Source organism: Spiroplasma melliferum KC3, from assembly GCF_000236085.2.
Classification (GTDB): Bacteria; Bacillota_I; Bacilli_A; order Mycoplasmatales; family Mycoplasmataceae; genus Spiroplasma; species Spiroplasma melliferum.
The window spans coordinates 63,656-78,912 of sequence record NZ_AGBZ02000003.1 but is presented as its reverse complement, the minus strand read 5'-3'; the positions used below and the strand labels follow the sequence as shown (position 1 = coordinate 78,912).

Here is a 15,257-nt window from a genome sequence, read left to right as displayed (position 1 = left end):
CTTTAAACCAAAAAAGTTAATTAAAATCGTATCATATTGTAAATTATCAATATAACCACTTTCAATAAAATTACTACGATTTTGAAATACTGGCACCAATGCATGCGCAAAAAATGCTTTTAAAAATTTATTAATATCAATTTGTCCTTTCATCTGTTCAAAAATATATTTACCAGTATTAGGAGTATTACCTTGATAATAATTATATGTTTCAGCACTAAAATTAAATGTATTTTCTTTATCTTTCATAAAAGAAAATAAAAACCCTAAATCATCAGTATACCGATAACTATTATAATCATATCCATTCCAATATTGCTTAAGGTGTGTTAACTCTAAACTACCAGCAATAATATTTTTTCGTTCATCAATCGTTAAAATCATTCGATAAATTGACTTTTTAGTTAAAATTATACCAGTACTAGTTTTATCTAAATTATTAATAATTTCAAAATCAAAAATAATTCTTTGACTACTTAAATTTGGATCATCATAGTTTGGATTTCCGCCTTGCTGAACTCTAATATTTTCTTGCACAATAACATCAATATATTTTAATAAAAAAGAACGAACATTTTGATATTGATTATCATTATAAAAAATTATTTTACCTGTATTTGTATCAATTTTAGGTGTTTGAGGTTCATTTAAACCATCTCAACGATAAATATTTGTATTTTCACTTCCAATAGTTTCAAATCGTACTTTAATGTTTCCTAAACTATCATATTTTATATTAATACCATCATTTTTTCCTTGTAAAATAGAATAGTATTTTCCTCTTTTAGCAATGAAAATATATCAGTTATTATTTTTTGAGTTAAATTCTTTTTCTAAATTTTCCTTAGAATTATTAACTATTTTTCAATTTTGAAAATTTAAATTAACTTGTTGTAAACTATCAACACTTTTTTCTAATTTATTAATAACTTCAACAGTATTAAAATATTTTGCAAAAGAATAAGAAAAATTAGTTAATTCTTTTAAAAATTGTTTTTTATCAACGTCATAAAATTTATCAATGTTATATTGTTTAGTATAAGTATCTCAATTTTTATATAAGTCTATAAAATCATTACTAGGTTTATCAAATGAAATACCTGTTGAATAACTATCCTTTAAAAAATCTAAATATCACTTATCATTATAAGTTAATGATTGTGATGTTTTTAAAGTAGGGTTAATAAAGTAATTTGTTTCAGACCAATTTTCAAAGAAACTACTGCGTAAAAACATCGTATTAATAAAATCAGTTTCATTGATACCGATTGCTTGTTGCTTAACATTATAATTTTGCTGATTTAAAGGTTTGAATGCTGTTAAAGTAATAAAAGGAATAATTAACCCTAAAATCCCTAAAATAGATATGGCAAATAAAGATAATGACTTACGCATTATTCTTTACCACCTTTAACTATATCTTTATTAATTTTTTTCTTAATTCATAATATTAAATCAATAATTCCCGCAGCAGTTAAAATTCAAAAAATTATATATCCGATACACATAATTGAAGAAACTGAACCAAATTTACTCAAAAATAATTGAAATTCTTTAATATCAATATAAAGAAAAGGTACAAACATTCCCAAACTAATTACCAAAAAATATAATAATATTTTTCATCATTTTTCTTTTAAAAACTTTAAAATTTTACTTTTCATAAATTCAACTCCTAACTATACAATGTTTTTGAAACAATAAACCCAACAATATATAAACTTGATATTGTTAACATTAATGGATGACTAAACAAAATTGCCATTTTGCCAAACAAAGAAAGTAACCAGGTATCTGAGTTATATAAATCCATAATAATATTTTTTGCTGATGTAAGTTGATTTATAATAACTGTTATAAAACCTGTCCCAAAAATAGCNATTGCNGCAACTAATAAAACTAATCTAATCATTATTTATGTATCCTTCTATATGCTTGTTCTCTTGTTTTTGCTTGTTTAGCTAAACTTGATAATTGTTGTTTATTACGATTAATTTTAAATTGTTTACGTTCTTTAAAATGTGCTTTTACACCTTTGCCAGTGTTAACAGCGCCACGAGCACCACGAGCTGTTGCAGAATATAATTTTGATGTACTATTTTGAACAGTTGAACCTAATTCATTATATTGTGTTGATGTACCATGAATAGCATAAATTGATAATTTAATAACCATAAAAAAGATTATAAAATAAGCAATCGTTGTATTTGTCATTGGCAATTTAGTATTTCAAATCACATCAAAAATAAACAAAAATACATCAAAAATAAAACTAAAAATTTTGTCTCAATTACTATTATTCTCAGCAAATAAATTAATCATCTTTACCACTTCCTTTTTCTTTTTTAGGTTTTAAATTTTTCTTTAAAATATCAATGTCTAACAATTCTAAACGTTCTTTTATTGTTAAATCTTTAAGTTGTGTTCAATAGTACTCTTTAGTAACAGGAACATCATCATTTTTTAGTTCACGAACAAATGACAATCATTTACTTTCATACTTTTGGGCGATTTCTAATGGGATAATTATTTTAAAAAACCGAATTCCTAATCCAACATCAGATCTATGTTTTGCATGTTTACCTTCGGCTGTACGTTTGACAGACTCGGTTTTTCAAATTTCATAATCAGTAATATCTTGAAAAATACCAATTCGCATAATAAAGAATCTATTAAAAAAGTTAAATCCTTTTTTAACAATTGGTTTTTTCAAAGAAATAGGAATAATAATACCACTAGCTAATTGGCGAATATTATTTCAAAGCATACCTTCGCGTTGTGCAGTAAATAAAGCACGATGTCCAAAATGTCTTGCCAACACAATTCAAGGAATTTTGCCACGGTGAGTTACTTTTTCATCGTGCGGGCTTGTCCCATCGATATATAAAAAACTTTCATCAAACAAAATTAAACTATCATCTGGGGGAACTGGTTTTGTTCTATCTGTAAAGTCTAAATTTTTAAATGTTAAAACTTTAACTTTGTCATCTTCTAATGGATAATTACTATAAATTTTATCTGTTAATAATTTCATTGTTTCTGACAAATAAGTTAAAAGTAATGTTTTCCCTGTTCCTAATTTACCGATAATAACTGATAAAGGATTATCTCAAACAAAATTAACTAACCTAAACGCATTTAACTGATAAAAAATATTTTTTCATAATCACCAAAGAAAATAAATACATTGCAAAGCAAATAATAATCAAAAAACTAAGCCGGTATAATTTAAAGAAATAATTCAAAATAATAAATCAACTAAACTAAACAAAAGCATTGAACCGCTAATATAACAATAATTTTTTAGAAAAAATATAAACTTTTTCATTTTACCTCCAATAGTTATTTATAATTAAACTAGTATTATTATGGTTTTCTCTCCCCACAAATCAAAAAGGAGAGTGATAAAAATACTTAGTATTTTTTTATCAATACTACGGACATTCACACCAATAATGCCCTATATATTATTATTTTTAGGTTTTAATCCTTTTGGAAAAGAATTATTCATATTAGATAAAATAATATGATTATTCAATACAATAGAAATTAATAACCNATCATTTATTTGATTTATCATTATTTCAGTTTTAATAGGAGCAGGAATAATAATAATCAAAAGAATAATATCAATATTTATATAAAAATTTGTGGGGAGAGAAAACCATAATAATAACAAAATTTAATTATTTAAAACAACTAACTATTTTAAAAACCATTCACAACAAAAACCAAGTTAAAAATAAAATAACAATTCAAATACCAATCATAAAAGTTAAATATTCATTTTGAGTTAAATTTCATGTTGTAATACTTTCAACATTAGATTTATCTATAAATAAAAATACATGAATAAAAAACTCTTTTAATTTTTCTCAATCTTTTATCATAATTTAAAAGCTTCACATTTTTTGAATGATTTTAAAAAACATTCCAAAAAATAAGACTATAAATAATACAAAAGATAATATATATAGAAATTCGGGGGCATTTGAACCAATAATATAACTAACAAATTGAACTCAGTAATCATATAAACTCATTTAATTTAAATCTTTCAAATCATTAATTAATTCTTGTTCTTTTTCAACACTTCAACTTGTTAAATTATTATGGTTATTTGTTTTTACTTTTTGAGGTTCACCCGGAAATAATGCTTTTTTCATTTGTGTAAAATAATTTTGTTTATATTGATTATACAAATTGATTAGTTCTGTTCCAGTTAAATATTTTCACACATGACGTTTTAAATTTTCATTATATTTTACAATAGGGTAAGAATTATCATAAATTAAACCAATAGCAACTTGATCAGAATGTTTTTCACTAAAATAAATAAATCTATTGCTTAATCAAAAACCAATATGTTTATTGTGATTAGGCAAATTTATAAATGAAGCTTTATCTGTTCTAAAAACTATAAATTCTCTTCGAATAAAGTAATTTTCTACGTTAATATTCTTCTTATAACTTGGTTTCTGATACATTATTCAAATCAACTCGCTTTCTATTGCACTGCATTGAACAAACATTTAACTTAAAATACAAACTACCAACAAATTTTTTATTCAAAATAGAATGACAAATTTGACATTTACGTTTAATAAAAAATATTCAAATTCCTAACATAATTTTTTCCTTTCTCTTAATTTTTGATGAAAAATTCAATGACAATTATCACAATATTCCTTTTATAATTTGCCATTTTTATTCATTTCACTTTCTAAATGTTCTGCGATATGTTGATAAAAACTCATTTCTTTTCGAATAATATTAACGGATTCATGATGAATTTCATATTCATTTAATTGAATTAAAGTAGCTTGCATAGTTTTAATTTTCATTTTAATTTCATCTAATAAATCTTGCATATTTTACTCCTCTAAACTTTCTATTTTTTCTTTGAATTCAGATTTTATAACATAAGCACCTTCTGTTCCAATAATTAATGATTTCCCTTGAATATATACAAAATCACTTTTCTTTAATTGATTTTGTTTTAATTTTTCAATTAATTCATCTCTTAATACAATTTCACTTGATATAGTATTTTCTAAAAAAGTTATATGATTATCTTTTTCAACAAGTTTATTTTCATAAAAACTTTTTACTTTTTCTAAAATTTGTTCACGATCACTTTCAGAAAATATTTCATCCACTTCATGATGATTTAATCGTTCTTGATATTCTTTTAACATTTCATAAGTTGCTTTTAAAACATCTGGTGCCATTTTATTAGGCCACTTTGCAAAATCTTGACCACAAATCGAAATTACTTGTTCGATACTATCTATAATTTTTTTCATATAAATACTCCTTAACATTTACTGTAACAAACATTGTTATATCTAATGCTTAAATAATGTATATGTATTGTAATAAACACTGTTAATAACATTGTTAAATATATAAAATCAAAAATTAAGGCACACTGAAAATAACTACTTAGTTTTAACTAATAGCTATTAAAATATAAAATTATACGTTTATAATTAAGTTGATATTTTTACACTATATACTGCCTACAAGTTTTTGAAAAAAGAAATACTTTTTACAACATTATTTCTATTAAATACTACTAAAAAAATATTTCATAATAGACTCAATATTATGAACAATAAACAATATAAATGTAACTACTATTGGCGATATAGTCATATTTATTTCCACAACAGGATTTTTCATCTTGTTAACATTATCAATAATAACCAAAATAATTAAATTTATTTAAAAATAAATTTGTAGACAGTGTATAGTGCAAAAATAAACAACAAAATTATTTATTCAATTCACATAAAAGCTAGTGTGCCATAGCTAAGATATATGATCGATTATAATAAATATTAAAATCCTTTAACCATAACACGGAAAAAGTTTAATATTTTAATAATTACTCAAATTCCAAATGGAATTAAAATAATTCAAGCATCACCTAAAAAAGTCATTAATTGTGGTAACACAGCATAAACAGCATCTTTAACTTTCATCATCGCATTACCCAATCCAGTTCAAATAGAATCCATTCCTCCTGAAATAGTAGGAGTATCTGCAGCTAGAAAATTAACAGCTGTTGTTAAATACATACCTAACATTATTCTTTATCCTCCTTATTTTTAATTTCTTTTTTATCTTTTTTCTTTCCTTGAATTTGACGAATTTTTTGATAAATCGATAAACCAATTCAAGCAAGAATTCCTAAAATAATAACAATACTAAATATTCATGTTAACCATACTGGCATAACTTAATTCCTCCTAGAAATTTAGCTTGCGCGGCACGCTTCGCGTGTTCGCTACGCTCAAAATAAACAATATTGAATAAATCACCGCTAATAAATTACGCGGATAATTTATTCATTTTCTTTTACATTATTAGTTACTATCTTATTAACAGTATTAATAACATTATCTTTTCCATACTTAGTTACTAAGGACCGCAAAATAAAATAATGTTTTCTTTCCATTAAAAAAATCAACTCCTTTCAAAGTTGATTTTTTTCTGCTTCATATTACAATTTACATAGAGAGGAACAAAATTAATGAATGTTTTAGCAATTGACTTAGGTGGAACTAGTTCTAAGTGTGCTGTTTTTTCAGAAAAAAAAGTTATTCGTTGTGAATTTAAAGTTACAACAAATAAAGCAGCAATTTTACAAACCATAAAAGAAGAAATTGATCAACAATTAGAAAAACATCAAATTGATTGATCAACAATTAGTCAAATTGGTTTTGCAATTCCTGGTTTCTTAGATGAAAAAAATGGAATTGTTGCTTTAGCTGGCAATTTAAATTGACGTAATTTTAATATTAAAGGAGAAGCTGAGAAAATTTTTCAAAAACCAGTTCATATTATTAATGATGCTAATGCAGCTGCATTAGCAGAATATTGAGATCGTATCTATGATAAAAAAGAATCATTAGTTTTATATACATTAGGAACTGGAATTGGTGGCGGAATTGTTTTAAATGGTCAATTGTGAACAGGTGCAAATGGCTTTGCTGGTGAACTTGGTCATGGTGGTTGTTTTCAAACTTTATTTGCCTGTACTTGTGGATTAGAAAACTGCATTGAACCAGTTTCTTCAGCGACAGGTTTAACAAAATTAATTAACCAAACTGCTGATGAAAATCCGGGTAGTTTATTAAACCAATTAAAAGAAAAAGAAAAACATGATTTAAAATTAGTTGATATTAAACCATTATTTGATAAAAATGATGAATTAACAATTGCAACAATTACTAGAGGATTAATTCCATTAGCATATCATATTGTAACAATGTTATATATTCTAAATCCACAAATAATTATTTTAGCTGGTGGTGTTACTAATTTAGGGGTAAAATTGAAAAATATATTACAAGAGTTAGTAAAAGCACGAATTGGTGATTTTATGTTAAAAACTTTTACAATTGAGATTTCAAATTTACAAGATAAGGCAGGAATGTATGGGACAGGGTATTATGCTCTTTCTAAAATGGATGAAACAAAATAAGAAATGGAGAACATAAAAATGAAAGAAATAAATTTTGAAGAAATATCATTTGGAATTATTACTTATGCTGGTATGGCAAAATCAAATGCATTAATTGCAATTAAGTCTGCAAAAGAAGGAAAAACTACTGATGCTAATAATTTAATTGCAGAAGCAGAACAAAATATTATTGAAGCAGAAAAGCAACATATGACGATTATTCAAGAAGAGGCACAAGGGACTAAACATCAAATTCCCGTGTTATTTATGAATGCCGAAGATCAAATGATGACAGCACAAATGGTTATTGAATTAGCAAAAGAATTTATTGAATTATATGATAAATTACTTGCAAAAAAAGTTTTGGATTAATTGTTATGCGTCTTGGTGTTAGTTTATATCCACATTTGATTGCAGAAAACTATGATTTAGAGACATATTTAACAAAATGTGCAAAAGCTAAAATTAAGGTTATTTTTACTACCTTGATTAATGTTAAAAAAAGTGATCAAAAGTTATTTAATCGCTTTTTACAATTAACAAAAACAGCAAATAAACTAGGAATTGATGTTTATGGTGATGTGAATGGTGCTGTTTATGAGGAATTTGAATTAGATAAAAATAATCGTGAACAAGTTATGGATTTTTTTATGACTGAATTAGGATTAAAAGGAATTCGTTTTGATGAAGGAATTAGTGGTGAAGATGTTGCAAAATTAACACATAATAAAGAAGATATTAAAATAATTTTAAATGCATCAAGTCCAACCCAAGAATTAGCATTTTTATTATCATTAAATGCAAATAAAAATAATTTGGTTGGATGTTGAAATTTTTATCCGCAACGTTATACAGCTAGTTCGTTAATGTATTTTATTGAAAAAAAATCTATTTATAAAAAGTTAGGAATTCCATTACAAGTTTTTGTTGCTTTACAACGAAATGATGCACAAGGACCTTGACAATATAATGATAAATTACCAAGCATTGAAATGCATCGTGATTTAACATTAGATTTTCAAGTTCGTCATTTTGTGGCCTTAGGTGTAGAAGACATTATTGTATCAACGCAGTTTTTAAATGATGATGAGTTTACAACTTTGCAAAACATTAATTTACATTTAATTACATTAAACTTAAAAACAGATAGGGGAGTATCCCCTACTGAAAAGGGGATACTCCTTGATCAAACAATTCATTTTGTTCGCCCAGATTTAGCAGAGTACATGATTCGTAGTACGCTTGCTCGGATTAAATATCAAGATTGTGATTTGCCTGCTCGGCCTTTTAATGGTAAATATTTTGAAAAAGGTGATGTTGTGATTTTAAATAATAAGGCACAAAATTATAAAGGTGAAGTTCAAATTATCACAAAGCGGATTATAAACGATGGTATTCGTAATCTCGTTGGTCAATTAGATGAAAATGAACAAAAAATTGTTGATTGTTTATTACCAAATCGAGAATTTAGATTTAATTTAAGTTAAAAAAGCTGTAGTTAAAACCTATGGCTTTTTTATTTTAAAATAACTTTTATAATCAAGTGTTATGAAATAATGCATTAAGAGGAACAAAAATTGACTATCAAACAGAAAAAAATAATTTAACAGCATTAGGAATTAATAATTTAAATGACTTAAAAACATTCTCGGTAGTTAGTTTGTCTGACCTTGAAATGACAGTTTCTTTGATAATATCTTGTGTTTTTGAATGGATATTAACCCTGGGTTTTTATATTTAAAATTATTTTATAGTTTTGAGATTATAAAAAAAATATGCTCATCTTCTTATATTAATCTAAGATTAAAATTAGGTTCAATATTAGGAGCGGTAAAAAAATCATTAAAGATTAAAAAAGAAAATAAGTTTGAAATATTTATTGAATTATTTTTAAAAATCTAAGTAATTCCAAATTAAATCTTGGTATTATCTTTATAATTATGTTAAAATCTAATAAATTAAGGAGGAAACGTAATTAATGTCATTTACTGTAATAAAACACCCGTTAATTTTGGATAAATTAACAAGAATGCGCAAAAAGGAAAGTAATTCAAAGGTCTTTAAAGAAAATTTAGATGAAATTGCGCAATTAATGGCGTATGAAATATTTCGAAATATTGAATTAAATGAATTTGAAATTGAAACACCAGTAGCAAAAACAAAGGGATATAAAATTGCAAATGATATTGTTTTATTTCCAATTTTAAGAGCAGGATTGGGGATGGTTGATGGAATTATTAATTTAGTCCCAAATGCTAAAATTGGACATATTGGATTATACCGAGATGAAAAAACCTTAGAACCACATGAATATTTTGCCAAAAAACCAGAAAATATTAATAAAGCAAATGTTTTAGTTTTAGATCCAATGTTAGCAACAGGGGGCAGTGCTAATCTTGCAATTCAAAAAGTTAAAGAATGAGGAGCAACTAATATTAAATTAGTATGTTTGGTAGCTGCACCTGAAGGAAAAAAATGCGTTGAAGAACATCATCCAGATGTTGATATTTATGTTGCTGCATTAGACGAACGCTTGGATGAACATGGTTATATTATTCCTGGCCTAGGTGATGCAGGAGACCGTATTTTTGGAACTAAATAAAAAAAATAAATTAAATTGAAAAAACCATTTTAAAGGTGTAGAATATAAACTGTCAATAATAAGTTTAATAATGTTTTTGGGAATACTAATAGTATTGACGATGATATATTTGACATTAAAACGAGATTGAACTTTATACACAGGATTAGTCTTGGGGTATTTGTTTTCTCTTATAGGTTTCTTAATCATTTGTTTTTCTGGATGATTGTTAAGTATAAGTTTAAATAAGTACTTTTTTATCTTATTGTACCTAGTTCGCTTAGTTATTTATGCTATACCTATAGTTATTTATGCTGAGAATACTAGTTTTTTTAGTATCTACACAATAATTGTTGGAATTAGTTTATGCCCATTTTCATCGTTATTTGCAAATGTTAAATTTCCCATTCATCAACGCAGAAAGGAAGGAAAAAATGGCAATGAATAGTAGCTTTGGTCAATTTCTTGCAATGGATTTAATCCCTGATCCAAATAAAAGTGGAATGGATGCATGAAGTTATACAATTTTATTACCGCAATTAATAACGATAGTTATTACTACCTTTATTATTATGCTTTTATCAATTGGTTATTATAAACGCTTAAAAAAACTTGGTCCAACCGATGTTCCAACTGGTTTAGTACTTTTTGCTGAAATTACAATTAAGTGAGTTGAAAAACAAGTTGTTGATTTGATGGGACCAAAATATAAATTTTTAACAGTTTATGTTATGTACTTATTATTGTATATTGGGATTGGAAATTTAATGAGTGTTGTTGGGTTTGAATCACTTGCAACAGCTTATACTGTCCCATTATCAATGGGATTGGTTACTTTTCTTGGAATATATTATTTTGGGATTAAATATCAAAAACTAGTATATTTTAAAAAGTTTTTTATCAATCCGTTAGAATTATTAACCCAATTTGTTCCTTTGATTTCAATTTCATTCCGTTTATTTGGAAATATTTTGGGAGGAACAGTTATTATTACCTTGTTCACAGCTTTAATGAGCTTTATTTGAGGACATATTCCTTATATTGGGCCTGTTGATTTATTAGCTGGTGTATTTTTACCTTTTTTAAGTATTTATTTTGATGTTTTTGATGGTTTAATTCAAGCATATATTTTTGCAATTTTAACAATTGCTTATTGGGCAATGGAAATGAAAACAGAAACGAAAGAAAAAAAAGAAAAGATAATTAAGGTGAAAAAAGAACAAAAAGTTAAAAATGTTAATTTAAATGGCTAAAAAAGGATTAAAATAAAATTATATATTTGTTAAGGAAGAGGAGAATTATAATATGATAAATTTTATGACAATAGATTTGCTATCAAATATGATGACAATATGATTCATGGCTGGAATTAATGATGGATTTACAAAGGGAATGTCATTATTGGGAGCAGGATTAGCTGCCATTGGTTGTTGTGGTTCAGGAATTGGACAAGGGTATACTGGTGGAAAAGCTGTTGAAGCAATTGCTCGAAATCCAGAAGTTGAAAGTAAAGTTCGAACACAATATATTATTGCTGCTGCCATTACTGAATCAGGGTCAATTTATGCATTAGTTATTGCAATTATTTTAGCATTTGTTACTGGTTAATAAAAAGTAAAAATTGGAAAGAAAGAAGGCTTAGATGTCTATGACAATGTGATTAATGTCAAAACCAATTGAACCAGCAGAAATTATTAATCAATTATTTCCTAATTTATGGGTTTTTATTGCTCATGTTATTGCGACAGTTATTTTATTAATTTTGTTATCAAAATGAGTTTATAATCCATTTCGAAAAGCAATGCGTGCTCGTCGCAATAAAATTCGAGAATTAATTCAAGATGCTGCTGAAAAGCAAGCAAAAGCAACAATTGATCAAAAAGAAGCATCAAAATTATTAACAACGGCAAAAGTAGAAGCAAATAGTATTATTGTTGCAGCTCGAACTGAAGCAGAGGCAAAACGTCATCAAGTTTTGGAAACAGCAAAAGCTGAAGTTATGCAGTTAAACGAACAAGCCCATAAAGAAATTCAAAAAGAAAAAGAGCAATATTATGATGATATTCGAAAATCAATTATTAATGTTGCTTTTAATGCAGCTGAGCAATTATTAGGTAAAGAAATTAATAAAGAAAAAAATGAGAAATTAGTAGAAGAGTTCATTAAAGAATTAGAGTAGTAGGATTATGTTAATTAGTGAAAAATTTATTGATAATTATGCTGCTGCTTTAATGGACTTGGCGCTTGAAACCAAAAAAATTGATCATTTCTTAGAAGTTAGCAATATAATCGTGGAATTATTTAAACAGGAACCAGATTATATTAAATTAATGATGAATGCTGACATTCCAAAAGAAGAACGAAAGAATATTTTAGCAAAACCATTTCAAAAAGTTATTGATCCATTAATTTTAAATGCCCTTTTTTTATTAATTGATCGCGAAGCTTTTTGCTATGTTAGAAGAATTTTTAAACGGTTAAGAAAACTAATTAATATTAGTTATGATGTTCAATATGGAAATATTTATTCAACACAACCATTAACAAAAAAACAAATTACAACAATTGAAACAAAATTAAGTAAAAAATTTGGTTATCATATTGAGTTAGTTAACAAAATTGATTCATCTTTATTAGGCGGAGTTCGAATTAAAATTAAGCACGAAATTATTGATGGTTCAATTGCAGGACAATTAGAAACAATGCGACAAAAAGCAATACATAATAAATAGAAGATGGGGTGAAAAAGTGGCTTTAAATGTAAATGAGATTTCCGAAATAATTAAAAAGCAAATTAAAGAATATGGTAAAAAAATTGAAATTCATGAAGAAGGAACTGTTGTTACGGTTGGAGATGGAATTGCTTTAATTGATGGTCTTGACAATGCAATGATGAGTGAATTGCTAATTTTTCCGAATGAAATTTATGGTATGGTATTAAACTTAGAAGAAGGAACTGTTGGAGCCGTTTTAATGGGGGATGATACAACTGTTCGTGAAGGTGATCAAGTTCGCCGATCAGGAAAAATTGTTGAAACTCCAGTTGGTGATGCGTTGTTAGGGCGTGTTGTTAATGCATTAGGGCAACCAATTGATGGGAAAGGACCATTAAAAGCAAAAAAAACACGCCCTGTTGAGCGAATTGCGCCGGGAGTTATGACTAGAAAATCAGTTGATGAACCAATGGAAACAGGAATTATGACAATTGATGCAATGATTCCAATTGGAAAAGGACAACGAGAATTAATTATCGGTGATCGTCAGACAGGAAAAACAGCAATCGGAATTGATACCATCTTAAATCAAAAAGGGAAAAATGTAAAATGTATTTATGTTGCAATTGGGCAAAAAGCATCGACTGTTGCACAAATTGTGGAAAAATTACGTGCTGCTGGTGCATTAGAATATACGACAGTTGTTTCAGCCACAGCAAGTGAATTAGCACCATTACAATACTTAGCACCATATACAGGTGTTACTATTGGTGAAGAATGAATGGAATCTGGTGAAAATGTCATTATTATTTATGATGATCTTTCAAAACATGCTGTTGCTTATCGAACAATGGCACTATTATTACATCGCCCACCTGGCCGTGAAGCATATCCTGGTGATGTTTTCTATTTACATAGTCGTTTATTAGAACGCGCAGCACGAGTAACAAAAGAATATGGAGGCGGAAGTATTACTGCTTTGCCAATTATTGAAACACAAGCGGGTGATATTTCAGCATATATTCCAACTAATGTTATTTCAATTACTGATGGGCAAATTTTCTTAAATAATGATCAGTTTAATGCTGGGATTCGCCCAGCGGTTGATGCGGGATTATCAGTGTCACGGGTAGGTTCAACAGCACAAATTAAAGCAATGAAACAAGTTGCTGGTTCTTTAAAATTAGAATTAGCACAATATCGTGAACTACAAGCCTTTGCTCAATTTGGCTCTGATTTGGATGATGCGACAAAAGAAGTCTTAGAACATGGGAAACGAGTGATTGAAATTTTAAAACAAAAACAATATTCACCCCTTTCACAAATTGACCAAGCAATAATTTTACTAGCAGTTAAGAAAAAAAGAATTCGTTGAATTCCAGTTGGTAAAATTCAAGAATTTAAAGAAGAAATAATTGAACATTTTAATACAAAGGCCAAAAAATATTATACTGAATTAGCAAAAGTGAAAGCCTATAGCGAAACATTAATGACTAATATTGATAATGAAATTATTAGTGTTGTTAAAAAAATTACCAATAAAATTGCTGATTATAAACCAGAAATGTTTGGGCAAATTGAAGAGTGAAACCAATTAGGACAATAAGGTAAAAAGAACCAAATGGCAGTCGGAACAGGTTTAAAAAAACAAATTACTTCAATTACTTCAACATCTAAAATAACACAAGCAATGAAATTGGTAGCAACAGCAAAATTAAAAAAAGTTGGTAAACGAATTTCTAATTCAAAACCATATTTTGCTGAAGTTTATACTGTTTTTAATGACATTATTAGTAAAGCAGATGATTCAATTTATCAAAAAAAAGATGGTACAAAAGTTAGTGAACGTACTTGTTGAATCATTGTTAATTCAAATTTAGGTTTATGCGGTGGTTATAATATTAATATTAATAAGTTAGTGTTACAACAATTAAGAAAAAATGATTGTATTATTGCGATTGGTTCTAAAGCAGAAACATTTTATGCCCATAAAGGCTATGAAATTATGCAGACAAGAAAAGATATTGATATTAATTTTTCTTATGATGATGCTCGTGAGTTTGCACAAGAAATTTTATCTGGTTTTAATGGGAATACTTATGATGAAATTAAAATTGCTTATACAAAATTTATTAATAATGTAACTTTTGACCCAACAATTTTACAATTATTGCCAATCATTAAGGCAACGCAGCATGAAGAACCAAAACACATTAATGTCATTACTGAATTTGAACCAGATCCAACAACAATTTTAGAAAATGCGGTACCAATGTATTTAAATACAATTTTATTTTCATCAATTGTTGAATCACAGGTTTCAGAACAAGCATCACGGCGAGTAGCAATGGAAAATGCAACAGATAATGCAAATGCGATGTTAGAAAAATTATCGTTATTATATAACCGTAAGCGACAAGCAGCAATTACACAGGAAATTACCGAAATTGTTGCCGGAGCTGGCGCACAAGAAAATTAAGAGGTGGTTAAA

23 protein-coding genes are annotated in these 15,257 nt (G+C 26.8%); 11 read left to right on the top strand and 12 right to left on the bottom strand.

The window, feature by feature from the left end:
- The 12 genes from SPM_RS04280 to SPM_RS06440 all read right to left on the bottom strand — a co-directional run.
- A partial coding sequence (locus SPM_RS04280; protein ID WP_004028366.1) for a spiroplasma phage ORF1-like family protein occupies positions 1 to 1,395 on the bottom strand: 1,395 nt, incomplete at its 3' end.
- On the bottom strand, positions 1,395 to 1,664 hold the full coding sequence (locus SPM_RS04275; RefSeq protein WP_004027877.1) for a hypothetical protein: 270 nt from the start codon (positions 1,662 to 1,664) through the stop codon (positions 1,395 to 1,397). The genes SPM_RS04275 and SPM_RS04280, both read right to left, overlap by 1 nt.
- Before the next feature lie 11 nt (positions 1,665 to 1,675).
- Positions 1,676 to 1,912, bottom strand: a complete 237-nt coding sequence (locus tag SPM_RS04270) for a hypothetical protein (RefSeq protein WP_004028365.1) — start codon at positions 1,910 to 1,912, stop codon at positions 1,676 to 1,678.
- Positions 1,912 to 2,322 carry a hypothetical protein gene (locus SPM_RS04265; RefSeq protein WP_004027875.1) on the bottom strand — a complete coding sequence of 137 codons (411 nt, stop codon included), beginning with the start codon at positions 2,320 to 2,322 and terminating at the stop codon, positions 1,912 to 1,914. Before SPM_RS04265 ends, SPM_RS04270 begins: the two co-directional genes overlap by 1 nt.
- Positions 2,315 to 3,328, bottom strand: a complete 1,014-nt coding sequence (locus SPM_RS04260; protein ID WP_004027874.1) for a hypothetical protein — start codon at positions 3,326 to 3,328, stop codon at positions 2,315 to 2,317. Before SPM_RS04260 ends, SPM_RS04265 begins: the two co-directional genes overlap by 8 nt.
- Positions 3,329 to 3,686: 358 nt before the next feature.
- Positions 3,687 to 3,890, bottom strand: a complete 204-nt coding sequence (locus tag SPM_RS04255; RefSeq protein WP_004027873.1) for a DUF2649 family protein — start codon at positions 3,888 to 3,890, stop codon at positions 3,687 to 3,689.
- Positions 3,891 to 4,043: 153 nt separating this feature from the next.
- Positions 4,044 to 4,487 (bottom strand): DUF3627 domain-containing protein, encoded by a 444-nt coding sequence (locus tag SPM_RS04250; protein WP_004027998.1) that lies wholly within the window; start codon positions 4,485 to 4,487, stop codon positions 4,044 to 4,046.
- Positions 4,465 to 4,629: a hypothetical protein gene (locus SPM_RS06620; RefSeq protein WP_004027711.1), complete on the bottom strand. Its 165-nt coding sequence runs from the start codon at positions 4,627 to 4,629 to the stop codon at positions 4,465 to 4,467. The genes SPM_RS04250 and SPM_RS06620 overlap by 23 nt, the downstream gene beginning before the upstream one ends.
- A gap of 62 nt (positions 4,630 to 4,691) precedes the next feature.
- Positions 4,692 to 4,871, bottom strand: coding sequence for a hypothetical protein (locus SPM_RS04245; protein WP_004027869.1), 180 nt, complete (start codon positions 4,869 to 4,871; stop codon positions 4,692 to 4,694).
- Positions 4,872 to 4,874: 3 nt separating this feature from the next.
- Complete coding sequence (locus SPM_RS04240) at positions 4,875 to 5,306, bottom strand: hypothetical protein (RefSeq protein ID WP_004027868.1); 432 nt, start codon at positions 5,304 to 5,306, stop codon at positions 4,875 to 4,877.
- A gap of 537 nt (positions 5,307 to 5,843) precedes the next feature.
- Positions 5,844 to 6,092, bottom strand: a complete 249-nt coding sequence (locus SPM_RS04235; RefSeq protein WP_004027867.1) for a hypothetical protein — start codon at positions 6,090 to 6,092, stop codon at positions 5,844 to 5,846.
- Positions 6,092 to 6,241 (bottom strand): hypothetical protein, encoded by a 150-nt coding sequence (locus tag SPM_RS06440; RefSeq protein ID WP_004027866.1) that lies wholly within the window; start codon positions 6,239 to 6,241, stop codon positions 6,092 to 6,094. Before SPM_RS06440 ends, SPM_RS04235 begins: the two co-directional genes overlap by 1 nt.
- A gap of 297 nt (positions 6,242 to 6,538) precedes the next feature.
- Between SPM_RS06440 and SPM_RS04230 the strand changes: the two genes are divergently transcribed.
- From SPM_RS04230 to atpG, 11 genes are all read left to right on the top strand, one after another.
- Positions 6,539 to 7,492, top strand: coding sequence for an ROK family protein (locus SPM_RS04230; protein ID WP_004028363.1), 954 nt, complete (start codon positions 6,539 to 6,541; stop codon positions 7,490 to 7,492).
- Between the two features lie 18 nt (positions 7,493 to 7,510).
- Positions 7,511 to 7,843: a PTS lactose/cellobiose transporter subunit IIA gene (locus SPM_RS04225; protein WP_004028362.1), complete on the top strand. Its 333-nt coding sequence runs from the start codon at positions 7,511 to 7,513 to the stop codon at positions 7,841 to 7,843.
- Between the two features lie 5 nt (positions 7,844 to 7,848).
- On the top strand, positions 7,849 to 8,958 hold the full coding sequence (locus SPM_RS04220; RefSeq protein WP_004028360.1) for a MupG family TIM beta-alpha barrel fold protein: 1,110 nt from the start codon (positions 7,849 to 7,851) through the stop codon (positions 8,956 to 8,958).
- 491 nt (positions 8,959 to 9,449) lie between these two features.
- A complete protein-coding gene (gene upp / locus SPM_RS04215) occupies positions 9,450 to 10,073 on the top strand; it encodes a uracil phosphoribosyltransferase (protein ID WP_004028359.1) in 624 nt (207 codons plus the stop codon).
- Positions 10,042 to 10,500 (top strand): MG406 family protein, encoded by a 459-nt coding sequence (locus tag SPM_RS06985; protein ID WP_408640684.1) that lies wholly within the window; start codon positions 10,042 to 10,044, stop codon positions 10,498 to 10,500. Before upp ends, SPM_RS06985 begins: the two co-directional genes overlap by 32 nt.
- Entirely contained in the window at positions 10,487 to 11,305 is an 819-nt protein-coding gene (locus SPM_RS04205; RefSeq protein ID WP_004029053.1) for a F0F1 ATP synthase subunit A, read from the top strand. Before SPM_RS06985 ends, SPM_RS04205 begins: the two co-directional genes overlap by 14 nt.
- Positions 11,306 to 11,357: 52 nt before the next feature.
- Complete coding sequence (gene atpE / locus SPM_RS04200; protein WP_004028354.1) at positions 11,358 to 11,660, top strand: ATP synthase F0 subunit C; 303 nt, start codon at positions 11,358 to 11,360, stop codon at positions 11,658 to 11,660.
- A gap of 40 nt (positions 11,661 to 11,700) precedes the next feature.
- Positions 11,701 to 12,231 (top strand): F0F1 ATP synthase subunit B, encoded by a 531-nt coding sequence (atpF, locus tag SPM_RS04195; RefSeq protein WP_004028353.1) that lies wholly within the window; start codon positions 11,701 to 11,703, stop codon positions 12,229 to 12,231.
- Positions 12,232 to 12,238: 7 nt separating this feature from the next.
- On the top strand, positions 12,239 to 12,784 hold the full coding sequence (locus SPM_RS04190) for a F0F1 ATP synthase subunit delta (RefSeq protein ID WP_004028352.1): 546 nt from the start codon (positions 12,239 to 12,241) through the stop codon (positions 12,782 to 12,784).
- 16 nt (positions 12,785 to 12,800) lie between these two features.
- Positions 12,801 to 14,372, top strand: coding sequence for a F0F1 ATP synthase subunit alpha (atpA, locus tag SPM_RS04185; protein WP_004028351.1), 1,572 nt, complete (start codon positions 12,801 to 12,803; stop codon positions 14,370 to 14,372).
- Between the two features lie 15 nt (positions 14,373 to 14,387).
- Positions 14,388 to 15,245, top strand: a complete 858-nt coding sequence (gene atpG / locus SPM_RS04180; RefSeq protein WP_004028350.1) for an ATP synthase F1 subunit gamma — start codon at positions 14,388 to 14,390, stop codon at positions 15,243 to 15,245.
- The last annotated feature ends 12 nt before the right edge of the window (positions 15,246 to 15,257 follow it).